At 41.8% G+C, this 20,180-nt stretch carries 20 protein-coding genes; 4 read left to right on the forward strand and 16 right to left on the reverse strand.

The window, feature by feature from the left end:
• Window positions 1-79 precede the first annotated feature (79 nt).
• The 7 genes from CWB60_RS00545 to CWB60_RS00575 all read right to left on the reverse strand — a co-directional run bounded on the left by CWB60_RS00545 (window position 80) and on the right by CWB60_RS00575 (window position 6,349).
• Complete coding sequence (locus tag CWB60_RS00545) at window positions 80-1,912, reverse strand: DUF885 domain-containing protein (protein ID WP_029772392.1); 1,833 nt, start codon at window positions 1,910-1,912, stop codon at window positions 80-82.
• Between the two features lie 86 nt (window positions 1,913-1,998).
• Window positions 1,999-3,135: a radical SAM family heme chaperone HemW gene (gene hemW, locus CWB60_RS00550; protein WP_138578002.1), complete on the reverse strand. Its 1,137-nt coding sequence runs from the start codon at window positions 3,133-3,135 to the stop codon at window positions 1,999-2,001.
• Window positions 3,132-3,731 carry an XTP/dITP diphosphatase gene (locus tag CWB60_RS00555; protein WP_138578004.1) on the reverse strand — a complete coding sequence of 200 codons (600 nt, stop codon included), beginning with the start codon at window positions 3,729-3,731 and terminating at the stop codon, window positions 3,132-3,134. The genes hemW and CWB60_RS00555 overlap by 4 nt, the downstream gene beginning before the upstream one ends.
• A 4-nt stretch (window positions 3,732-3,735) precedes the next feature.
• A complete protein-coding gene (locus CWB60_RS00560; protein WP_138578006.1) occupies window positions 3,736-4,179 on the reverse strand; it encodes a DUF4426 domain-containing protein in 444 nt (147 codons plus the stop codon).
• 57 nt (window positions 4,180-4,236) lie between these two features.
• Complete coding sequence (locus CWB60_RS00565) at window positions 4,237-4,770, reverse strand: YggT family protein (RefSeq protein ID WP_004586837.1); 534 nt, start codon at window positions 4,768-4,770, stop codon at window positions 4,237-4,239.
• Window positions 4,771-4,796: 26 nt separating this feature from the next.
• Window positions 4,797-5,618 carry a pyrroline-5-carboxylate reductase gene (gene proC, locus CWB60_RS00570; protein WP_138578008.1) on the reverse strand — a complete coding sequence of 274 codons (822 nt, stop codon included), beginning with the start codon at window positions 5,616-5,618 and terminating at the stop codon, window positions 4,797-4,799.
• A 17-nt stretch (window positions 5,619-5,635) separates the two neighbouring features.
• Window positions 5,636-6,349 carry a YggS family pyridoxal phosphate-dependent enzyme gene (locus tag CWB60_RS00575; RefSeq protein WP_138578010.1) on the reverse strand — a complete coding sequence of 238 codons (714 nt, stop codon included), beginning with the start codon at window positions 6,347-6,349 and terminating at the stop codon, window positions 5,636-5,638.
• 2 nt (window positions 6,350-6,351) lie between these two features.
• Here CWB60_RS00575 and CWB60_RS00580 point away from each other — a divergent pair, with 2 nt between their 5' ends.
• A complete protein-coding gene (locus CWB60_RS00580) occupies window positions 6,352-7,392 on the forward strand; it encodes a type IV pilus twitching motility protein PilT (RefSeq protein ID WP_004586840.1) in 1,041 nt (346 codons plus the stop codon).
• Between the two features lie 9 nt (window positions 7,393-7,401).
• Entirely contained in the window at window positions 7,402-8,535 is a 1,134-nt protein-coding gene (locus CWB60_RS00585; RefSeq protein ID WP_064385708.1) for a PilT/PilU family type 4a pilus ATPase, read from the forward strand.
• Window positions 8,536-8,668: 133 nt separating this feature from the next.
• Here the strand turns inward: CWB60_RS00585 and ruvX are convergent, their stop codons facing one another.
• The 6 genes from ruvX to CWB60_RS00615 all read right to left on the reverse strand — a co-directional run bounded on the left by ruvX (window position 8,669) and on the right by CWB60_RS00615 (window position 13,094).
• Window positions 8,669-9,118 (reverse strand): Holliday junction resolvase RuvX, encoded by a 450-nt coding sequence (ruvX, locus tag CWB60_RS00590; RefSeq protein ID WP_004586842.1) that lies wholly within the window; start codon window positions 9,116-9,118, stop codon window positions 8,669-8,671.
• Between the two features lie 9 nt (window positions 9,119-9,127).
• Complete coding sequence (locus CWB60_RS00595) at window positions 9,128-9,685, reverse strand: YqgE/AlgH family protein (protein WP_004586843.1); 558 nt, start codon at window positions 9,683-9,685, stop codon at window positions 9,128-9,130.
• A gap of 124 nt (window positions 9,686-9,809) precedes the next feature.
• Window positions 9,810-10,760: a glutathione synthase gene (gene gshB, locus CWB60_RS00600; RefSeq protein WP_029772385.1), complete on the reverse strand. Its 951-nt coding sequence runs from the start codon at window positions 10,758-10,760 to the stop codon at window positions 9,810-9,812.
• A gap of 75 nt (window positions 10,761-10,835) precedes the next feature.
• Window positions 10,836-11,570 (reverse strand): 16S rRNA (uracil(1498)-N(3))-methyltransferase, encoded by a 735-nt coding sequence (gene rsmE, locus CWB60_RS00605; protein WP_024031543.1) that lies wholly within the window; start codon window positions 11,568-11,570, stop codon window positions 10,836-10,838.
• A gap of 72 nt (window positions 11,571-11,642) precedes the next feature.
• On the reverse strand, window positions 11,643-12,119 hold the full coding sequence (locus CWB60_RS00610) for a hypothetical protein (RefSeq protein WP_024031544.1): 477 nt from the start codon (window positions 12,117-12,119) through the stop codon (window positions 11,643-11,645).
• Between the two features lie 81 nt (window positions 12,120-12,200).
• Window positions 12,201-13,094 carry a DUF350 domain-containing protein gene (locus tag CWB60_RS00615; RefSeq protein ID WP_004586847.1) on the reverse strand — a complete coding sequence of 298 codons (894 nt, stop codon included), beginning with the start codon at window positions 13,092-13,094 and terminating at the stop codon, window positions 12,201-12,203.
• Between the two features lie 78 nt (window positions 13,095-13,172).
• Here CWB60_RS00615 and glnE point away from each other — a divergent pair, with 78 nt between their 5' ends.
• On the forward strand, window positions 13,173-16,013 hold the full coding sequence (gene glnE / locus CWB60_RS00620; RefSeq protein ID WP_138578012.1) for a bifunctional [glutamate--ammonia ligase]-adenylyl-L-tyrosine phosphorylase/[glutamate--ammonia-ligase] adenylyltransferase: 2,841 nt from the start codon (window positions 13,173-13,175) through the stop codon (window positions 16,011-16,013).
• A 382-nt stretch (window positions 16,014-16,395) separates the two neighbouring features.
• On the opposite strand, the gene CWB60_RS00625 is transcribed toward glnE, so the two are convergent.
• The 3 genes from CWB60_RS00625 to tolC form a co-directional block, all read right to left on the reverse strand.
• A complete protein-coding gene (locus CWB60_RS00625; protein WP_138578651.1) occupies window positions 16,396-16,968 on the reverse strand; it encodes a toxin co-regulated pilus biosynthesis Q family protein in 573 nt (190 codons plus the stop codon).
• 38 nt (window positions 16,969-17,006) lie between these two features.
• Window positions 17,007-17,936 carry an LpxL/LpxP family Kdo(2)-lipid IV(A) lauroyl/palmitoleoyl acyltransferase gene (lpxL, locus tag CWB60_RS00630; RefSeq protein ID WP_054983765.1) on the reverse strand — a complete coding sequence of 310 codons (930 nt, stop codon included), beginning with the start codon at window positions 17,934-17,936 and terminating at the stop codon, window positions 17,007-17,009.
• Between the two features lie 97 nt (window positions 17,937-18,033).
• Entirely contained in the window at window positions 18,034-19,389 is a 1,356-nt protein-coding gene (tolC, locus tag CWB60_RS00635; RefSeq protein WP_029772380.1) for an outer membrane channel protein TolC, read from the reverse strand.
• A 150-nt stretch (window positions 19,390-19,539) separates the two neighbouring features.
• Between tolC and CWB60_RS00640 the strand changes: the two genes are divergently transcribed.
• The gene (locus tag CWB60_RS00640; RefSeq protein WP_004587962.1) at window positions 19,540-20,166 is read left to right on the forward strand and encodes an NUDIX domain-containing protein; all 627 of its coding nucleotides are present in this window, start codon (window positions 19,540-19,542) and stop codon (window positions 20,164-20,166) included.
• Window positions 20,167-20,180: the final 14 nt, after the last annotated feature.

Genomic DNA, 20,180 nt, shown 5'->3' on the forward strand with positions numbered 1-20,180 from the left:
AACCCTACCTCTGAGCGTTTTTATTACTATAAAACAAAAAAGGCCGCATCAGCGACCTTTTTCTATTTATAACCAAGTATTAAGCTTTTTTACTTGCTACCCACTCGTTTACAAAGTTCTCTAGTACGTTAAGTGGTACAGGGCCATTTTTAAGTATAACGTCGTGGAACTGACGAATATCAAACTTATCGCCTAGTTGCTTTTTAGCCTCTTCACGCAGCTCTAAAATTTTAAGCATACCCACTTTATAAGCTGTCGCTTGCGATGGCATTACAATGTGACGCTCAACCATTTTAACACCGTCAGATGTGGCATTAGGCGTGTTATTTACGTAGTAATCAATACCCTCTTGGCGAGTCCACTTCATTGCGTGAATACCGGTATCAACCACTAGGCGACATGCGCGCCATAATTCCATTGAAAGGCGACCAAAGTCTGAGTATGGGTCTGAGTAAAGGCCCATTTCTTTAGGAATGTACTCTGAGTATAAGCCCCAACCTTCAATATAAGCGGTGTAGCCACCAAACTTACGAAACTTAGGTACACCTTCAAGCTCTTGTGAAATAGCAATTTGCATGTGGTGACCCGGAATACCCTCATGGTACGCTAATGCTTCCATTTGGTACGTTGGCATTGCTTCCATGTCGTAAAGGTTTGCGTAGTAAATACCAGGGCGTGAGCCATCTGGTGCAGGTTGTTGGTAAAATGCTTTACCTGCTGCTTTTTCGCGGAATGCTTCAACGGCTTTAACTTTAAGATCAGCCTTTGGCTTAACAATAAATAACTCATCTAGACGAGTTTTCATGGTGTTGATTAGGCCAGTGGCTTCATCTAAATAACGCTGTTTACCTTGCTCGTCATTGGCATAATAAAATTGTTTATCCGTTTTCATAAACTGCATAAACGCTTTTAAATCACCTTTAAAACCTACTTTGTCTTTAATTTCACGCATTTCATCATGAATACGTTTTACTTCAGCAAGGCCAATGGCATGAATTTCTTTAGCGGTTAAGTCAGTTGTTGTGGTGCGCTTAAGTGCGTTATTGTAAAACGCTTCGCCGTCAGGCAGTTTCCATGCGCCATCGCGGTTATCTGCACGTTTTTCTAGCTGTGCTAAGTAATTAATTAACTTAGAGTAAGAAGGCTTAACGGCTGATTTTAATGCATCAGTTGCATCGCTAATTAAGGCATCTTTTTCATTTTGGCTAATTTCAAGAGCGCTTACTTTACGTTTAAAGTCGGCTAATAGTGTTGAGTCTTCACCTTTATCAAACGGCGCACCATGAATGATGTTTTTGCTCGAATCTATAACATGTGGGAACACAAATTTAGGCGCAATAATGCCTTTATCAGCACGGGTTTCTAAATCAGTAATTAGCTGATCAAATACAGTAGGTACACCGTTTAAACGCGCAATATAATCTTTAGCTTCTTTAACATTACTAATTGAATGTTGGTTAATTAAAAACGCAGGCACCATAGAGTGCGTACCAAACATTTGGTTAACCGGGTAGTTATGGTAACGCCATTTAAAATCAGCAATCGAGCTTTCTAGGTCTTGTTTTTTTAAGTCGTAACTTACTTTAGTGGCATCATCAAGCAGGTCGCGGTTGATAGCATTTAAAGTAACTAAGTCTTCTTTTGCTTGCGCAAGGTCTTTTAGTTTTTGCTCTTCGCTGCCGTCATCCCATTTATCGTAATCTTTTTTAATACCCATGTAAGTTTGATAAACCGGGCTGCTCATTACATCGCGGTTAAAGGTATCTTCAAAAAACGCATTCGCTTTGTCGATTTCGCTTTGCACAGGTTGCGCTTGCACTGCAGGCGCCGGGGTTGTTTGTTGTGGTGCCTGCTGGCAGCCGGCTAAAATAGCAACGCTCACGGCTGCTGCAATAAAGGTAAGTTTACGCATTGTTTTCCCTTTGTTGTTAGAAACCCATTAGGGGGTATTATATTTATTTGCTTGTATTTTATGTTTATCGCGCGTGGTTAAAACCACTACACGAACAATTCTAGCAGGTCATTTAAAAAACGATGCCCTTTGAGGCTAACTTGCCAGTGGCCGTTTTCTTGTATTAACAAACCTGCATTTATTGCTTTAGTTAACGCTGCTTGTTGGTTTTGCAATGGCTGATTAGTCAGCGCACTGTAATCATCAATAGGGCAAGGCTCGACTAAGCGAAAGCGATTCATAAAAAATTCAAAGGCTAAATCGTCTTGCTCTACTTGCCAGCTTTTATACAAGTACGGCTTAAGCATATCCATGTAACCGCGCGGATGCTTAATTTTTTCAGTACGGGTAATAATGCCGGTTTTTGCATCAGTCACCTTACCATGAGCGCCACAGCCAATACCGAGATAATCGCCAAAACGCCAATAATTCAAGTTATGTTGGCATTGAAAGCCTGGCTTTGCATAGCCCGATATTTCGTATTGTATGTAACCGGCTTGAGCAAGTAGTGCTTGGCCTTGCTCTTGAATATCCCATAGGGTTTCATCTTGTGGCAAAGTTGGCGGCTTGGATGCAAATTGTGTATTAGGTTCAATAGTAAGCTGATACCAGGATATATGTGGCGGGTTTAAAGCAATTATTTTTTTTAAATCGCTCAGCGCATCGTCAAGGCTTTGCCCAGGCAAGCCATGCATTAAATCAAGGTTAAAGCTATTTAACCCGGCTTGCTTAGCTTGCTCTGCAGCGTAGTGCGCTTCATCGGCGCCATGAATACGGCCCAGTGCTTTTAACTTGTCGTTTTGCATGCTTTGCACGCCAATAGAAATACGGTTAATACCCGCTTTAACGTACTCTTTAAAGCGTCCGGTTTCTACGGTACCAGGATTTGCCTCAAGGGTTATTTCGCAGTTGTCGCTTAGGCCAATTAGGTTATCGACTTCGCTTAATAAGCGGGTGTATGCATCGCCAGTTAATAAGCTTGGAGTACCGCCGCCAATAAAAATACTGTGAATTTTACGCCCTTGCACCAAGTGCAAATCTGCTTTTAAGTCGTCAATTAAATGCTGAACATATTCAGCTTCAGGAATGTCGCCTTTTTGCCCATGGCTATTAAAATCGCAATAGGGGCATTTTTGCACGCACCAAGGTACATGCACATATAAGCTCAGTGGTGGAAGGTTCACAGGCCGCCTTTGCTTTGTAGCTCTAGTAATAACTTTTTAAGTGCTTGGCCGCGATGACTCACCGCATTTTTTTGCTCTTTGGTGAGCTCGGCGCTGGTACAGTTTTGCTCTGCTACAAAAAATACCGGATCGTAACCAAAGCCGCCTTCGCCATTTTGGGTTTGTGTAATTTCGCCTTCCCAGCTTGCGCTACAAATTAGCGGGGTAGGGTCATCGGCGTGGCGCATTAATACCAGCACACACCAAAAGCGGGCTTTACGATTTGGGTTATTGGCTAATTCGTTAAGTAGTTTATCTATGTTGTCTTGATCGCTGGCGCTTTCACCGGCAAAACGAGCTGAGTACACGCCCGGCGCACCATTTAAGCCATCTACCTCTAAGCCTGAGTCATCTGCAATGGCTGGCATGCCGGTAATTTTAGCAGCATGGCGGGCTTTAATTATCGCGTTCTCTACAAAGGTGGTGCCGGTTTCGGCCACTTCGCCTACGTTAAAATCGCTTTGCGGAAGCACATTTATATTAAGCGGGCTAAGCATATTGGCCAGCTCTTTAACTTTGCCAGGGTTGCCTGTGGCAAGCACTAATGTTTTGGTCATGTTTTTAATCTACGTAAAATTTTTGCTGAAACGTGAGTTTTTGAGACTGACTACCTTGCTGGATGTTTATCTCAAAACGTAAAATCTCTTCGTTGGTGTAGTCTACTTGCGCAAGGTAATAAATTGATTCACCCTCTTTTACTTCTTTAAAAGTAAGGGCTTGCTTATTGCCGAGTAGGTTTTTTGCGGTGCCGCTGAGCTGAGCGGTTTGCGCGGTTTTATCGCTATTGTTTTTCAGTACTGAAATATTAACAATGCCTTTATAACCACTACGCTCAAGGCCATATGTTTTAGCTATTTGCGGCTGAATAAAGGTAGATGGAAAAGCAATGTAATGCACTTGCCAAGGGCCCAGCTCTTTGTACTGTGCGCCTTGCATGTCTTCACTGTGGGCATTAAAAGCAAAGGCTAAAAAACTAATAAAGAAAAACTTAATTAAACGGTTCATTATGATGTCCTATATAAAAAAGAGGCCAAAGGGCCTCTTTTGCTTATAACAAAAAATTTAGGCTAAAAAGTCCATTAGCAGCATTTGTAAAAACTGAATACCAATAATTAGTACAAGCACCGATAAATCTAAGCCACCCATTGGTGGAATAATTTTACGAAGTGGCTTGAGCATTGGCTCAGTAAGCTGATGGAAAACCGCTTCTATTGGGTTATAACCTTGACTTACCCAGCTTAAAATAGCGCGAATAATCAATACCCAAAATACAAGGTTTAAGCCTTCTTTAAGTACGGTAATAAGTGCTTGTATAAACACAGGTTGCGCAGCCCATGCGCCGTATATCACCAGCATTAAAGTACTAATTTTGGCAACGGCTACAATAAATGCCAGCAATAGAGAGGCTAAATCAAGCCCCCCTAGGCCAGGTATAATTTTACGTAACGGGTTAACTGCAAACGACGTTGCTTTAACCACAAATTGGCTCATTGGGTTGTAAAAGTCGGCTTTTGCCCACTGTAGCCAAAAACGCAGTAGTACCACCATTAAAAACAAATCAAACAGGGTACTGATCAAAAATTGCATGGCATTCATAGTGTAACCTTTAATAAAAAGTAATTTTAAAGTTCTTTTTCCATTTGCATTGCACGCGCAATACACGCATCCATTGCATCGCTAACTGTTTGCACTAGGCCTTCGCCTTTTAAATGCTCAACCGCAGCATGGGTGGTGCCGCCTTTAGAAGTTACATTAGCGCGTAATTGCGAAATGCTTATCTCTGGTTGGCTCAATGCCATTTCGGCTGCACCCAGCGCAGTTTGCTGTACTAAGCGGCGCGCATCTTCATCGTTAAAGCCAAGTGCTTTCGCTTTTTCTTCAATGGCTTCCATAAATAAGAAAAAGTAAGCGGGCGATGAGCCTGTCACAGCAATGACATCGTTAATTTGCGACTCTTGCTCTACCCACACAACAATACCTGTGCACTCAAACACTTGTTGTACAAAGTCGTGCTCTTCGGGTGTTTCATCTGCGCCAAATAAACCCGATACACCACGCCCTAGTAGCGATGGCGTGTTTGGCATACAACGTACCATTTTAACGTTTTGGCCAAGCATTTCGCGTAAACGCTTAACGGTTAAGCCAGCCGCTACCGAAATAAACAGTTTATCACTAAAGTCGATCCCCGATTCTTGGAACGATTTACATAAATCGCCCATCATTTGTGGTTTAACAGACAATACAATGACATCAGCATCGCGTAAGGCTTCGTTATTGTCGCTGGTGGTTTTCACCTTGAAATCGTCTGCTACCTTGGCAAGCTTTTCTTGGTTGCGGTTTGTAGCAATGATGTTGTTTGCATTAAAACCGTTTTTTACCATGCCACCAATAATGGCGTAGCTCATGTTACCTGTGCCTATAAATGCGATTGTTTTATCTGACATATGTCTGTTATCACCTTTTAAGTTCGAGTTCCAAAAATATCTGTGCCGATCCTCACCATGGTTGAACCTGCGCTAACGGCGGCTTCAACATCATTGCTCATCCCCATCGACAACGTATCTATATGAGGATATTGGGCCTTTAGTTTATCAAAGCAAGTTTGTAATTGCTCAAAAGATTGACTTTGCTCACTCGGATCGTCGCTTTTAGCCGGAATAGCCATTAAACCACGCAAAGTGAGTTGCTCACATTGGTCAATAAACTCAGCTAGTTCGGGTATTTGCTCTACGCTACAGCCCGACTTTGCCTCCTCGGCGCTTATATTTACTTGAATAAGCACATTTAAAGGCGCTAGGTTTTCTGGACGTTGACTGTTTAAACGCTTAGCTATTTTTATTCTATCTACGCTTTGTACCCAATCAAAATGTGCAGCAACAAGGGCGCTTTTATTTGATTGAATAGGGCCAATGAAATGCCAAATGATGTCGCTAAATGTGTGTAGTTGAGCTATTTTATCTACAGCCTCTTGAACATAAGACTCACCAAATTGGCGCTGGCCATGCTCGTAGGCAGCAATAATATCGTCGCTTGGTTTTGTTTTTGATACTGCTAGCAGCGTAATAGCGTCGCTACTACGTTTAGCATTTTTAGCCGCGCTGGTAATTCTAGCGTAGGCGGATGTGAGTCGTTCTGCTATTGTAACCATATATTTATCAGTTAGTTGTGGAGTCATAAATGGATATTACCGAATTATTAGCGTTTAGTGTGCAACACAAAGCATCTGATTTACACTTATCGTCAGGTGTTTCACCTATGATACGCGTAGATGGTGATGTTCGCCGCATTAATATACCTGCACTTGCAGACAAAGATGTAAACAGCCTTGTTTACGACATTATGAACGATAATCAGCGCAAGGACTACGAACAAAATCTAGAAGTGGATTTTTCGTTTGAAGTGCCTAACCTTGCTCGATTTCGTGTTAACGCATTTAACTCAAACCGCGGCCCTGCAGCGGTGTTTCGTACCATCCCTAGCGATGTACTGACGCTTGAAGATTTAGGTGCGCCAGATATTTTTAAAACAATATCAGATAACCCGCGTGGTTTAGTATTGGTTACCGGCCCAACTGGTTCGGGTAAATCAACAACGCTTGCGGCTATGGTCGATTATATAAATCAAACAAAACATCACCATATCCTCACCATTGAAGATCCTATCGAATTTGTACACGATAATAAACTCAGTCTTATTAACCAACGTGAAGTGCACCGAGATACGCACAGCTTCTCTAATGCACTGCGCAGCGCGCTGCGTGAAGACCCGGATGTAATACTCGTTGGTGAGCTACGTGACTTAGAAACCATTCGCCTTGCGATGACCGCCGCTGAAACCGGCCACTTAGTGTTTGGTACGCTACATACCACCTCGGCACCAAAAACGATTGACCGTATTATTGATGTATTCCCAGGTGAAGAAAAAGATATGGTGCGCTCAATGCTTTCTGAGTCACTGCGCGCCGTTATTTCGCAAACACTACTGAAAAAAATTGGCGGTGGACGCGTGGCCGCGCACGAAATTATGATTGGTGTACCGGCGATTCGTAACTTAATTCGTGAAGATAAAATTGCACAAATGTATTCATCTATTCAAACGGGTGCATCACACGGTATGCAAACCATGGATCAATGTTTAAATAATTTAGTTAATCACGGCATTGTGACAACCGCAGCCGCAAAAGAAAAAGCCCAAGATAAAACCCAGTTTGGTGGCTAAGGACATATTATGAATTTATCTTTAAATCACTTTTTACACATAATGATTGATAAAAAAGGCTCGGATTTATTTGTCTCTAGTCAATTACCAGTCAGTGCAAAAATTAATGGTGAGCTTATCGCTCTTAGCGACGATAAGTTAAGTGACGAGCAATCGCTTGCGCTAGTAGAGTCAGCGATGAGCGATAAACAAAAAAACGAGTTTCATACCACTAAAGAGTGTAACTTTGCGATAGCCACAGACGAAGGGCGTTTTCGTATATCGGCTTTTTGGCAGCGCGATAGAGCGGGTATGGTTATTCGCCGCATTGTAACGCAAATACCTGATGTAAGTGATTTAGGGCTGCCCTCTACACTCACCGATGTAATTATGTCAAAGCGCGGGTTAGTGCTGTTTGTTGGTGGTACTGGCACGGGTAAATCAACTTCACTGGCTGCCTTAATTGGCTACAGAAACCGCAACCAGCGCGGCCATATACTCACCATTGAAGATCCGATTGAGTTTGTGCACGAGCACCGTAAAAGTATTATTACTCAGCGCGAAGTAGGGCTTGATACCGACAGCTTTGAGTCGGCACTTAAAAGCTCTTTACGCCAAGCTCCCGATGTTATTTTAATTGGTGAAATACGCTCGCAAGAAACCATGGAATACGCACTGAGCTTTGCCGAAACGGGTCACTTATGTGTGGCTACATTGCATGCTAATAATGCCAACCAAGCCATTGACCGTATTATGCACTTAGTCCCTAAAGAAAAACACGACAAGCTTAAGTACGACTTAGCGCTAAATTTACGCGCCATTGTTGCCCAGCAACTTATTCCCACTTCTGATGGGGAAGGGCGTGTAGCCGCGATTGAAATATTATTAAACTCACCCATGGTGGCAGAGCTAATTAAAAATGGGGATATTGGTGGCATAAAAGAGGCCATGTCTAAATCTAAAGAAATGGGTATGCAAACCTTTGACCAAGCCTTATTTGAGCTATACAAACAGCAACGTATTAATTACGCCGATGCACTGCATCATGCTGATTCGCCAAACGATTTACGCTTAATGATTAAGCTGCGCAATAATGAGCAACAAGGTGCAGGATTTTTACAAGGTGTAACTATTGATGGACTAGATGATAAAAACAGCAATTAACACTGCATTTTATCCATAAAAAAAGCGCCCAGCGGCGCTTTTTTTATGGATAAAGTTACTTATAACGTTTTATACCACTGCGGTGTTTTTCTACCTTTAAAATAGATTACGTAATTAAAGGAGTCGGCATTATTTATTCACCATAACTGGCTTCAAAAAAACTCTCTAAAATAATCACTGCCGACATATTATCGACATTTCCTTTCCCTAAATTTTTATAGCCACCGTGCTCAAATAAACGCGCTTTTGCATCGGCGGTTGTGAGTCGCTCATCTTGTGTTTGCACCGGTATGCCATAATGATTGTGCAAGCGGTTAGCAAACTTTTTAGCCTTAAAGGTTACCTCTTGCGAAGTACCATCCATATTAAGGGGTAACCCGACGACCATTAAGTCGGGTTGCCACTCTTTAACTTGAACCGCAATATGATCCCAATTAGGAATACCATCTTGGGCTTTTACCGCTTTTAGGCTAGACGCACTGCCTGTAAGCTCTTGTCCTATGGCAATACCAATGCTTTTGGTGCCAAAGTCAAAGCCCATTACGGTGCGCTGGCCTTGCGGCTTAAGGTTTTTTTTCGTCATTATCGTTCTTTAAGCGTGTCCAGCTTCGCTGCAAAGTTGGCTAACATCAAAGCCCAGCATCGAAACTGCTTTTTCCCAGCGTTTTTCTACCGGCGTATCAAAAATGATCTTCGGATCGGCTTTAATGATCAACCAACTGTTATCTAAAAGCTCTTTCTCAAGTTGTCCTTGCTCCCAGCCCGAATAACCAAGCGTAATAATAAATTGCTCAGGTGCATGGGCGGTGGTTAGGTTGGCAAGTACGTCTTTTGATGTGGTGATCATTATATCACTGCTAAGCTTTTGGCTTGCAGAGTAGCCTGGCTGAGGTGAATGAAGTACAAAACCTCGGTCGGTTTTAACCGGACCACCTGCAAAAACAGAGACTTGCGCGGCTTGTTGGGTTTTGTCGTTGTCTATTTCTATTTTATCTAAAAGCTCACCAACGGTCACATCAATAGGCTGGTTGATCACCAATCCCATAGCCCCATCTTCATTGTGCTCACAAATATAGGTAACAGCACGTTTAAAAAAAGGGTCTTGCATCGACGGCATAGCGATTAAAAAATGATTTTCTAATGATTGCATAGATTTCACCCTTTTAGTTTATGAATACTTATTGAACTTTGAGTATGGCATAGATATATACGTAGCGTATAAAAAGTCCATTAATTGTATGAAATACTTAAATTAATGGACTTTTAAATGGTGTTTATTTAGCGAGCTTACGCTCAATTGCGTCAAACAAAATACCGGTAATAGATATATCGTAAGCGGCTTCAATTTCACGTACGCAGGTTGGTGCTGTTACGTTAATTTCGGTGAGCTTGTCGCCAATAATATCTAACCCTACAAACACTAACCCTTTTTCTTTAAGCGTAGGGGCAACTGCTTGAGCTATTTTAAGGTCTGACTCGCTAAGGGGGCGGGCTTCACCACGGCCACCTGCAGCTAAGTTACCGCGGGTTTCACCATTTTGTGGAATACGCGCTAAACAATACGGAATAACTTCACCATCAACAACCAATACGCGTTTATCACCTTGTTTGATCTCTGGAATGTAATTTTGCACCATGGCAAAGCGACTACCATGCTCAGTTAAGGTTTCGCAAATAACGCCAATGTTTGCATCATCTTCTTTAATACGAAAAATAGATGCGCCGCCCATGCCATCGAGTGGTTTTAAAATAATGTCTTTATGCTCAGCTAAAAACGCGCGTATTTGAGCTTGGCTGCGTGTTACTAGAGTATCTGGCGTATGCTCGCTAAACCACGCTGTAAATAGCTTTTCGTTAGCATCGCGCAGGCTTTGTGGTTTATTAATAATTAAAGTACCTTCTTGCTCTGCACGCTCTAAGATATAAGTTGCGTAGATGTACTCCGTATCGAACGGTGGATCTTTTCGCATTAAAATAACGTCTAGGTCGGCAAGCGCGATTGTGGTTTTTTCTTCAAGTTCGTACCACTTTTCGGTGTTGTTAAATACCTGCGCTTTTGCTGCGGTTGCATACGATTTACCTTGGCGAAGTGATAAGTCATCCATCTCCATGTAGTAAATTTCGTAACCACGTTTTTGCGCTTGCATCATCATTGCAAAACCGGTGTCTTTTTTGATGTTAAATCCACTAATAGGATCAGAAATAATACCTAACTTTATCGCCATGCGCTGTGCCTTAATCTAATTATAATGACTACTAGAGTGCTAATAGTTTTTATATGAGGGTACCATTGAGCTATTTCAATTAGCTAAATCGCCAAATTGCAATTGTAATGCACTTAAGACCGTTAAAGCGGCCGTTTCTGTTCGTAAAACGCGCGGCCCTAAGCGAATATCAACAAAGTGCTGATCTTTAGTTTGCAGCATTTCTTCATCGGTAAAGCCGCCTTCAGGGCCTACTAAAAAGCGTACACCGGCGCTTGGAACGGTTATTGTTTTAATGCTGTGCTCGGCACGAGGGTGCAAAGTGAGCTTAATGGCGTCTGTTTGTTGTTCAAGCCATTGCTTTAAATCAACCGGTGTGTGAACAACTGGTACAAAGTTACGCCCCGATTGTTCGGCGGCTGAAATTGCAATTTTTTGCCATTGTTGGTGTTTTTTTTCTAACCGGTCGCCACTGAGTTTAACGCCACAGCGCTGACTAAAAATAGGGGTGATTTCGCTAATGCCAAGTTCAACAGATTTTTGGATGGTAAAGTCCATTTTGTCGCCACGTGATACGCATTGCCCTAAATGAATTTTAAGCGGCGACTCGACATCATGCTCATCAAAACGTTGTGGCATAACAACAACTGATTTTTTAGTTACCTCAATAATTTCACTGAAGTATTCACCGCCTTCGCCATTAAAAATAGACACATGTTCGCCTACTTTCATGCGCAATACGCGGCCAATATGGCCCGCTGCATCGTCGTTTAAAGAAACCGGGGTGTTTAAGGCAATACTCGATGCCTGATAAATATGAGGTACTCGCATGGGGGTCACTTATTTTATAGCGTAAAGGTGTATAGCGCTATGGTAAGTAAGCAGGGCGCTGTACGCAATTATTTATTTTTGTTTAAGTGCCTTGGCAAGTGCGATTAAATCTTTAGGTGTTTCGGCAATATCGGTATCGCACGATAAGTGATTTTTAAAGCCTTCGTCAGTAATACGATTAAATGTATAGCCGTTGTCGTCAAAGCTAACTACGTAGCGTTTTTCATGCAGGGAGTTATATATAAAACGTTGTTTGTCGTCGGCAAGTAGATAGTCGGTGTTATTAAATAATACGCCCTGAATATCGTGGTGCTCGTGCAGGTAAGTGGCTAGTTCAGATACGCTAATTTCGTTTTCTAGGTCGCAATAGCAATAGTCTTTAATGAGTTCGTCAAACATCATTTTTACCAGCTTACGGGTGTTACTGCCTGCAACTATTAAGGTGCTGGGTGTATTGGGTGCCGCGTGCTTAAAATAATACTCGGCAAATGTACGACTAAATTCGTTATCTATATCAATTAACAAATAGTTAGTTACTTCAAATGACATAGGGCCCCGTTGCTTTATGCAAATGTGTTATGCCAGTTAACTAAATACGGGGCGCTTGGCGACTTATTTAATAGCGTGGCGTTAAAGTGAAAACATGCTAATAAGTAAATAGCCTATAGCACAAAAAACAGCAAACTCAATGCATGCTATGCCTATATTGTCCTGATGGTCGACCTCTAAAGCGGCATCAATATTGGGTAATGAAATTGCTTTTATTACAAAACTTAAACAATATAATAACACCCACATTACACCGCAATGCATTACCAGTGTAAATATATTTTCGACCATTTTTCCATTTTGAAAGGCCGCACTAGATAATCCTGCATACACGGCTAGGGCTAAACCTATTGATTTTCCTGCGTATCTAATGCCAATAGAGGTGTTTTCAAGGTTAAAGTTACTTTGCAGTGACGCACCTTGGTTTGCTTTAGCGAAGCGGTATTCACGGATTTTGCTATCTAGTGCAAACATCCCTTGTAGCGTAAAAAAGCTAACAAAAGCAATAAGTAAGTTACTAAACCCTTGTGCATGAGTCCAGGTATACAAGCCAAGTGCAATAATACAGTTGGCTAATAACATACCAGAATCAACCAATGCAGCGCATACATTTTGCTTTAATATAGCAGCTTCTTCATTAAATCTGTGTAATATCCATTTTCTATGAATTAAATGTCCGACTTTTATAAATGTAAATAATAGAACAATTAAAATAACCACTTTTAATGGATTATGTTGTGCCGTGCTCATACTTATTTCATCAAATAAAAACGCCATAGTGGCAATAACCACGGTAATTTCTGAGGCGAAACTAATCCCCATTGCAAAATTATCATGCTGCGCTAGTTCATCTTTAAGTGCCTGTTTTGCTTTTATTTGAGCGACAATTCTAAGACTAAAAATAGTAATGCATATAACCGCAAAACTAATGGCAATCGCAACTAAACTAGTGTTAGATAATGATAAATATGACATGCTGATCCTAAGTAGAGATAACCTTTCTTGGTTTTAGTTATTCTAGTATGGTTAGCGCATATATAAAAGAGAGGATTGATGAGTAACAAAATGCAACTTCCTATTCAATTACAAAAACTTGGCTCAACACGCTTTGCACAGCTGTATCCGCAGCAACCTATACAAGAAGAAGTTGTAAAATTATGTGCTTTGAGCGACTTTGCTTTTCGTAGTTTAGAGTCGCAACCTCAATTAAAAGACTGGTTAATAAACCCAGATGAGCAATTTAGCCGAGACGTGCCCGCGCCATTCGACGGCCTTGACTTGCAGCAAGTAGATGAAAACCAGTGCAATAAGATTTTAAGACAGTACCGAGAAAAATACTGGTTAAAAGTAGCGTACCTCGATTTGTGTTGCGATAACCCAATCAGTGACAGTATAAAATACATAAGCCTATTAGCTGATATGCTAATTAATAGCGCAAATAGATGGGCCCATGCGCAAACGGCAAAAACAGCAGGGGAGCCATTAGATGAGCAAGGTAACTCTTTGCCTTTAATGGTTTTAGGCATGGGTAAATTGGGCGGCCACGAGCTTAATTATTCATCAGATATAGATTTGATTTTTGCTTATCCGCGCAATGTACCGACCCAAGGTGGGCGCAAACGTATTGAAGCCCAAGTGTTTTACACCAAAGTAGCGCAAAAACTGATTAATGCACTTAATCAAGTAACCGGTGATGGCCAAGTATTTAGGGTTGATATGCGCTTGCGCCCATTTGGTGAAAGTGGGCCTTTAGTGATGAGCTTTCACGCCATAGAAGATTACTACCAAGAGCAAGGCCGCGATTGGGAACGTTACGCCATGTTAAAAGGGCGGCTAATTGGCACACCCAATCAATATTGGGATGAATTTATACAGCTTTTAAAACCCTTTGTTTATCGTCGATATATTGATTTTTCGGTGATTGAATCGCTCAGAAAAATGAAGCTTATGATAGCCCAAGAGGTCCGCCGAAAACGCCTGACCAACAATATAAAACTAGGTGCTGGTGGCATTCGCGAGGTTGAATTTATTGTACAAGCTTTGCAAATGGTGCGTGGTGGGCGAGAAGCTAACTTACAAACCCAATCGTTACTGTACGCCTTAGAGCAGTTAACGTTAAACCAAGCGATGGATGAGCAAGAAGCGAATGAGCTAAAGCGCAACTACTTACACTTACGTAAAGTAGAGCAATACTTGCAAATGTTTGACGATCAACAAACACAAACCCTGCCCGATGATGAGCTTAATCAAGAGCGCTTAAATTACTTACTCGAGTCTGAAAGTTTTAACCATACCATGAGCGATATTGAGCAGGTCATGGCCAAAATTCACGATGAATTTTTATTGGTGATAGGGGAGGAAACCGTTCCCCTTGATACCTGCGAAGGTGCGTTTATAAGTGCTTGGGATCATGGTGATGTTAGCTTTTTAAACGACATAAAAGATCAGTGGCAAGTACCACTTCATGATTTTAAACAACGTTTGAGTAAGGTAAATATAGGTAATCGTGGGCGAGATATTCTCGACAAGCTAATGCCTTTATTGCTCAAACAGCTCAGTGACTTTAATGCCAGTGGTGAGACATTTACCTTGGTATGCCAAATTTTAAATAAAATTGTATCGCGTACTGCTTACCTTGAATTGCTTTACGAAAACCAAGGTGCGCTAAAGCAGCTTGTTTTATTATGTTGCCATAGTAAATGGATAGGGGAGCATATTTCCCGTTATCCTATTTTGCTTGATGAGCTAATAGACCCTGCTGCCCTTTACAAACCTACGCCGTTGAGCGCCTATAAAGATGAAATACGGCAATATTTTTTACGTATAGAACACGACGACCTAGAGCTACAAATGGAAGCGCTTAGGCAATTTAAGCAAACACATCAATTACGTATCGCGGCTGCCGATGCAACCGGTGTGATTGATGTTATGAAAGTAAGCGATCACTTAACTGCTCTTGCCGAGGCTGTGGTAGACCAAGCAGTTAATATCGCGTGGTATAACACGGTTAAGCGCTTTGGCATGCCACCAAACACTGATGATGAACACAAAGGCTTTGCCGTTATTGCGTACGGTAAAACGGGCGGCTTTGAAGTAGGCTACGACTCCGACCTAGACCTTGTGTTTGTGCATAATCACGACGGTAATAGCAGTACCAATGGCGATAAATCGATTACCTCACGACAGTTTTATTTAAAACTTGCACAGCGCTTAATGCATTTATTTAATACCCGTACCGCCTCGGGCATATTGTATGAGCTTGATACACGCCTGCGCCCTGAAGGCGCCTCTGGTTTATTGGCTATTAACTTAGAGAGCTTTAATCATTATCAGCAAACGCAAGCATGGACTTGGGAGCACCAAGCGCTTGTGCGCGCCCGCGTTATATTAGGCCAAGATGAGCTAAGAGCGCGCTTTGCACAAATTCGTAAAGAGATATTATGTGCCCCACGGGATGTAGATACACTCAAACAGGATGTGCTTAAAATGCGCGAAAAAATGCGCACGCACTTAGCTAAAGGAAACTCTGAGCAATTTGATTTAAAACAAGATGTAGGCGCCATGACCGACATTGAATTTATAACTCAATACCTAGTGCTCAAAAACGCAAATCAGTTTAGCCAGCTAACGGTGTTTTCCGATAATGTAAGAATACTCACAGACGCTGCCGCGATTGGTTGTATCACTAAAACCCAAAAGCAGCAGTTAATCCAGGCGTATATTGATTATCGCTCACGTTACCACGTTTTAAGCCTAAATCAGCAAGGTCGCTTGGTGTCGCGTAAGGAGTATCAAACCGATATAGAAAGTGTAACGGCATGCTGGAATGCAATATTTGAACTAGGGCGTGTTGATCTTTGCGGATTGAAATTTGTTCAATCTAGGGACGATTAAATCGCGGCGCGAGGTTTGTAACCTAGTGGGCTCGATAACTGCTCCTGCGTTATTCTAATGACTTACATCCCTGTAAGAATAAGTAAAAACTGAGCAAAGCTTCCGCGTCCTGCTCACGCCCCTTACCTACATCCATGTAGGCAACAAAGAGTTTATCGCCCCTAGGCAGAACCCGAAGGGCAGCGCATGTTTGGCATTTATGCTGCGTTATCGCCTATTTATGTGGAATACCCACACTTCATAGGCTCTGTCTTGCCTAAAAACCAAACATGCTGCTGCAAATTCAACCATCAAAGTTCAACACGCCCTCGAAACATAAACACTAAAAACCCAAGCACAGGCTTGGGTTTTTATTATCTATGGGTTTGGTTTATTTACGCTGCTAAGTATTAAGCTTTAAACAATTGCTGCGCACAAATTCAGAGGGCAGCTCAGTGATCACCGCTGCGCGCTGTTTGTGGCAAAGGTAGGTATACACTTCGTATTCAAAGTCATCATTAATTGCGCGGCCTACTTGATAAAGCGCTGAGGTAAAACTGCTATCAACTCTAAAATGATCTTTTACAACGTAGTCTTTACTCAAATACCAATATAATTGAATACCTTCGCTTTTAGCGTATTGGTTAAGTACGTCTTTTAACGTTGAGCCGTTTTCAAAGCGTCTTGGTGCACTTGTTCCTGTCCAGCTAGCAGGCATAGGGTCAACGGCTCTGCCGCGCTCTGCTAAAACACGATCAAGTGTTTGCTCGGGTTTTTTAAGTTGTAGTACAAACTTATCGCGCTCCCTATCGGATTTAACTTGGTTACGGATAGACGAATAAAAGCGTGAAAGCCCCTCGGCGGCTGCGTTTTTACTCTCTTTTATGTCAAACAATGGACCCGTACCAACTAACACATAGGTAGTTAGTAAGATTAATGCAACTGCTAGTATTAAATGCTTAACCCAAAACCACATAACTTATGCTCATTTATTATCATTATTTATTTATACCACTACTTTTTATAAAAAGAAGGAGTATTTTTATCTGGGCGTGTTTTAAAACGGCGGTGCAGCCACATGTATTGCTCAGGCGCTGCATTAATTGATTGCTCAACGCGCTGATTTACACGTGTTACATCTGCTTTATCATCGCCGCTTGGGAAATTTTCAAGCTCAGGTACTATTTCTAAATGGTATTTACCGTGCTCATCACGACGACTAATTAGGCTCATGGTTTCGCAGTGTTTACTTGCTGCAAAAAGTAATGTACCTGTGGTTGTGGCTGTATCTGGCACTGCGTAAAAAGGCACAAATTCACAGCGGTTACGGCCGTAGTCTTGGTCGGGTAGGTAGTAACACACCTTTTTATTTTTTAGTGACTTTAACAAGCCTTTTACGTCTTTTCGTCCAATTAAATACTCGTTAGAACGAAGGCGGCCATTGGTTGTAAAGTATTCCATGAGTGCATTGTTGTGTGGGCGGTAAAATCCCAGCCCTTGGCATTTGGTGCCCATAACACGACTCGCCATTTCTAAATGCAAAATATGCGGCACCAATAGCAATACGCCTTTACCTTGAGCCTGCACGCGCTCAAAGTGCTCTAATCCTTTAATAGAGCCATACGCTTTTTTAACGCGCCACTGCGGCCACCACCAGGCCATGCCAGTTTCCACCATGGCAATACCGGTATTTTCCATGTTTTTTAGCACAAGCTGTTGTTGCTCGGCTTCGCTCATATCAGGAAAACACAGCTTTATATTAACCTCGGCAATATGGCGACGACGTTTCATAAATTTATGTACTAAGCGCCCTAATAACTTACCTAAGCTAAGCTGAATTTTTTGTGGCAACCACGAAATCAAATACAAAAAGAAAACGCCAATCCACGTTAGCCAATAACGAGGGCCTAAAAACGAGGCTTTAAAAGGAGATGAGGTGACCACAAAATACTCTCTAAAATAAAAACGCTAGTTTAACGCTTACTGTTATAAAATACAAAAAGCCAGCAATGGCTGGCTTTAAACGTTACCTTTTAACTTATTAGGCTTTTTTTAAGCCTTGGTTAATACCTAGTAAATCGGCACTTGTTAGTGTACCAGCAGCTTGCTTTAAGCGAAGCGTAGATAACACGTAACGATAGCGTACATCAGCTAGGTTACGTTTTGCATCGTACAGGTTTTGCGTGCTTACAAGCACATCAACAATAGTACGCGTGCCTACTTCAAAGCCAGCTTCTGTTGCTTTAAGCGCACTTTGCGCTGATACCACGGCTTGCTCTAAGGCTTTGTAAGTCGCGATGTCTGATACAACTTGGTTGTATGAGGTAATAACGGTACGCGTTACGGCGCGGTAATTTGTTTCGTAATCTTGGCTGGCTGAAACATAAAACGCACGGGCTTGTTTAGTTGCAGCTACGGTTGCGCCGCCTGTGTACAGAGGAACACTTAAATTAACGGCAACCGATGTTGAGTCGGCACGTGGTTGGTCGTTAAAGCTTAAACCATTTATATTTTGGTCAGTTAAAGAATCACCGTAGCTGGCATCAAGTGTTAGCTTTGGGTAGTGGCCAGCTTTAGCAAGCGTGATCTGATCCTTAGCAATATCAACCGTGACTTTAGCCACTTGTAAGCTGATATTATTGTTCTCAGCTACTTTTACAAAGTCAGTCGATTTTTTAACCGGTTTTACTGTTGAAAATGTTTCGGTGTTTAAAAAATCAAGTTTTGCGTGGTACTTACCGGTTATTTCACGCAGTTGCTCGCGTGCGGTTTCAACGGCATTACTGGCAATAATTTCTTGTGCTACTGAGTTATCGTATTGTGCTTGCGCTTCGTGAACATCTGTAATTGCTGTAAGGCCAACTGCGTAGCGCTGTTTGGTTTGCTCTAACTGGCGTTCAATGGCACGCTTTTCGGCTTGCACAAATTCAAGGTTATCAATGGCGCTTAATACGTTAAAATAGCCTTCAGCAACGCGCACAATTAAGTTTTGTTTTGCGTTATCGTATTGCGCATTGGCTTGCAGCGCTTGTTTTTCGGCAATATCAAGTGTATTCCATGCGCCTAAGTCGAATAAGGTTTGGCTTAAACTAACACCACGCGTGAATTGGTCGGTATCGCTGTTTATTTTAACTTGGTCAGCTAAATCACCAACGCTCTGAAAAGAGGTAGAATCGCTTTTTTCATAGCCCATGCTTACGCCAATTTGCGGCAGTAATGCACTCATTGCTAAATCGCTTTCGTAAGATTGCGCATCTGCTTGGGCTTTTGCTTTTAAAACAGTGGGATCGTTAGCAGTAGCAATTTCAAAAACTTGCATTAAATCTTCAGCACTTGCTGTGGTTGTGCCTAATGCGCACGACAAACTAACGAGCGCTGCAAGGATGTTCTTTTTCATGTTAGGTTCAGTCCTTAGACAAATTTTGTACTAAAAGCATGGTAACGTGTTTTGCTAAATAACTAAAAAAGAAATTAGTAAAACTGTATGTTCAAATGTAACAGAATATATTAACAAACTTTAATCGTTTAAATAAGCGGGATGTATAATATGGCAGATAAAAGCTTGGTTCAATTTACACATAAAGATGTGAGCTTAAAAGCAGTTAAAAGTCTGTATAATGGCTTTTTTAAGGTGGATATGTATGAGTTTGAGCATAGCCTGTTTAATGGTGGTACATCGCAACTTATAAAGCGCGAAATACTAGAGCGGGGCGATGCCATTGCTGTTCTACCTTATGATGTAACTACGCAAAGTGTACTTTTAATAGAGCAAATACGTATTGGCGCTATTAACAGCAAACACTCGCCCTGGCTGCTAGAATGTATTGCCGGTATGACCGATGGCAGTACCGATTACGAAGGGGTGGTAAAAAAAGAAGCCTATGAAGAGGCTGGGCTTGAGCTTACTGATCTTGAATTTATGCTCTCTTACCTTTCAAGTCCGGGCGGTACCACTGAGCGCTTACATTTATACCTAGCGCGGGCAGATTTAAGCCAAGTACAAAGTGGTGTATATGGCCTTGAAAGCGAAGGTGAAGACATTAAAACCCATATATTAAGCCTTGATGATGCGCTTTCGCGCCTCAATAACGGTGAAATAGATAACGCGGCAACGGTAATCTGTTTACAGTGGTTGGCGTTAAATCGTGAAAAAATAAGCAGTAAGTGGACATAATTTTAACTTTTTAA

It is taken from the genome of Pseudoalteromonas sp. S327 (assembly GCF_005886415.1).
Lineage (GTDB): Bacteria > Pseudomonadota > Gammaproteobacteria > Enterobacterales > Alteromonadaceae > Pseudoalteromonas > Pseudoalteromonas atlantica.

Bases quoted from the DNA above. Each gene is read 5' to 3' on its own strand.
- CWB60_RS00585 (WP_064385708.1), top strand. From the start codon at position 7,402: ATGAATTTATCTTTAAATCACTTTTTACACATAATGATTGATAAAAAA.
- CWB60_RS00565 (WP_004586837.1), bottom strand. From the start codon at position 4,770: ATGAATGCCATGCAATTTTTGATCAGTACCCTGTTTGATTTGTTTTTA.
- CWB60_RS00580 (WP_004586840.1), top strand. From the start codon at position 6,352: ATGGATATTACCGAATTATTAGCGTTTAGTGTGCAACACAAAGCATCT.
- CWB60_RS00560 (WP_138578006.1), bottom strand. From the start codon at position 4,179: ATGAACCGTTTAATTAAGTTTTTCTTTATTAGTTTTTTAGCCTTTGCT.
- CWB60_RS00545 (WP_029772392.1), bottom strand. From the start codon at position 1,912: ATGCGTAAACTTACCTTTATTGCAGCAGCCGTGAGCGTTGCTATTTTA.
- CWB60_RS00555 (WP_138578004.1), bottom strand. From the start codon at position 3,731: ATGACCAAAACATTAGTGCTTGCCACAGGCAACCCTGGCAAAGTTAAA.
- CWB60_RS00610 (WP_024031544.1), bottom strand. From the start codon at position 12,119: ATGTCATTTGAAGTAACTAACTATTTGTTAATTGATATAGATAACGAA.
- glnE (WP_138578012.1), top strand. From the start codon at position 13,173: ATGAGTAACAAAATGCAACTTCCTATTCAATTACAAAAACTTGGCTCA.
- rsmE (WP_024031543.1), bottom strand. From the start codon at position 11,570: ATGCGAGTACCTCATATTTATCAGGCATCGAGTATTGCCTTAAACACC.
- CWB60_RS00615 (WP_004586847.1), bottom strand. From the start codon at position 13,094: ATGTCATATTTATCATTATCTAACACTAGTTTAGTTGCGATTGCCATT.
- gshB (WP_029772385.1), bottom strand. From the start codon at position 10,760: ATGGCGATAAAGTTAGGTATTATTTCTGATCCTATTAGTGGATTTAAC.
- tolC (WP_029772380.1), bottom strand. From the start codon at position 19,389: ATGAAAAAGAACATCCTTGCAGCGCTCGTTAGTTTGTCGTGCGCATTA.
- CWB60_RS00595 (WP_004586843.1), bottom strand. From the start codon at position 9,685: ATGCAATCATTAGAAAATCATTTTTTAATCGCTATGCCGTCGATGCAA.
- CWB60_RS00640 (WP_004587962.1), top strand. From the start codon at position 19,540: ATGGCAGATAAAAGCTTGGTTCAATTTACACATAAAGATGTGAGCTTA.
- proC (WP_138578008.1), bottom strand. From the start codon at position 5,618: ATGTCAGATAAAACAATCGCATTTATAGGCACAGGTAACATGAGCTAC.
- ruvX (WP_004586842.1), bottom strand. From the start codon at position 9,118: ATGACGAAAAAAAACCTTAAGCCGCAAGGCCAGCGCACCGTAATGGGC.
- CWB60_RS00575 (WP_138578010.1), bottom strand. From the start codon at position 6,349: ATGACTCCACAACTAACTGATAAATATATGGTTACAATAGCAGAACGA.
- CWB60_RS00625 (WP_138578651.1), bottom strand. From the start codon at position 16,968: ATGTGGTTTTGGGTTAAGCATTTAATACTAGCAGTTGCATTAATCTTA.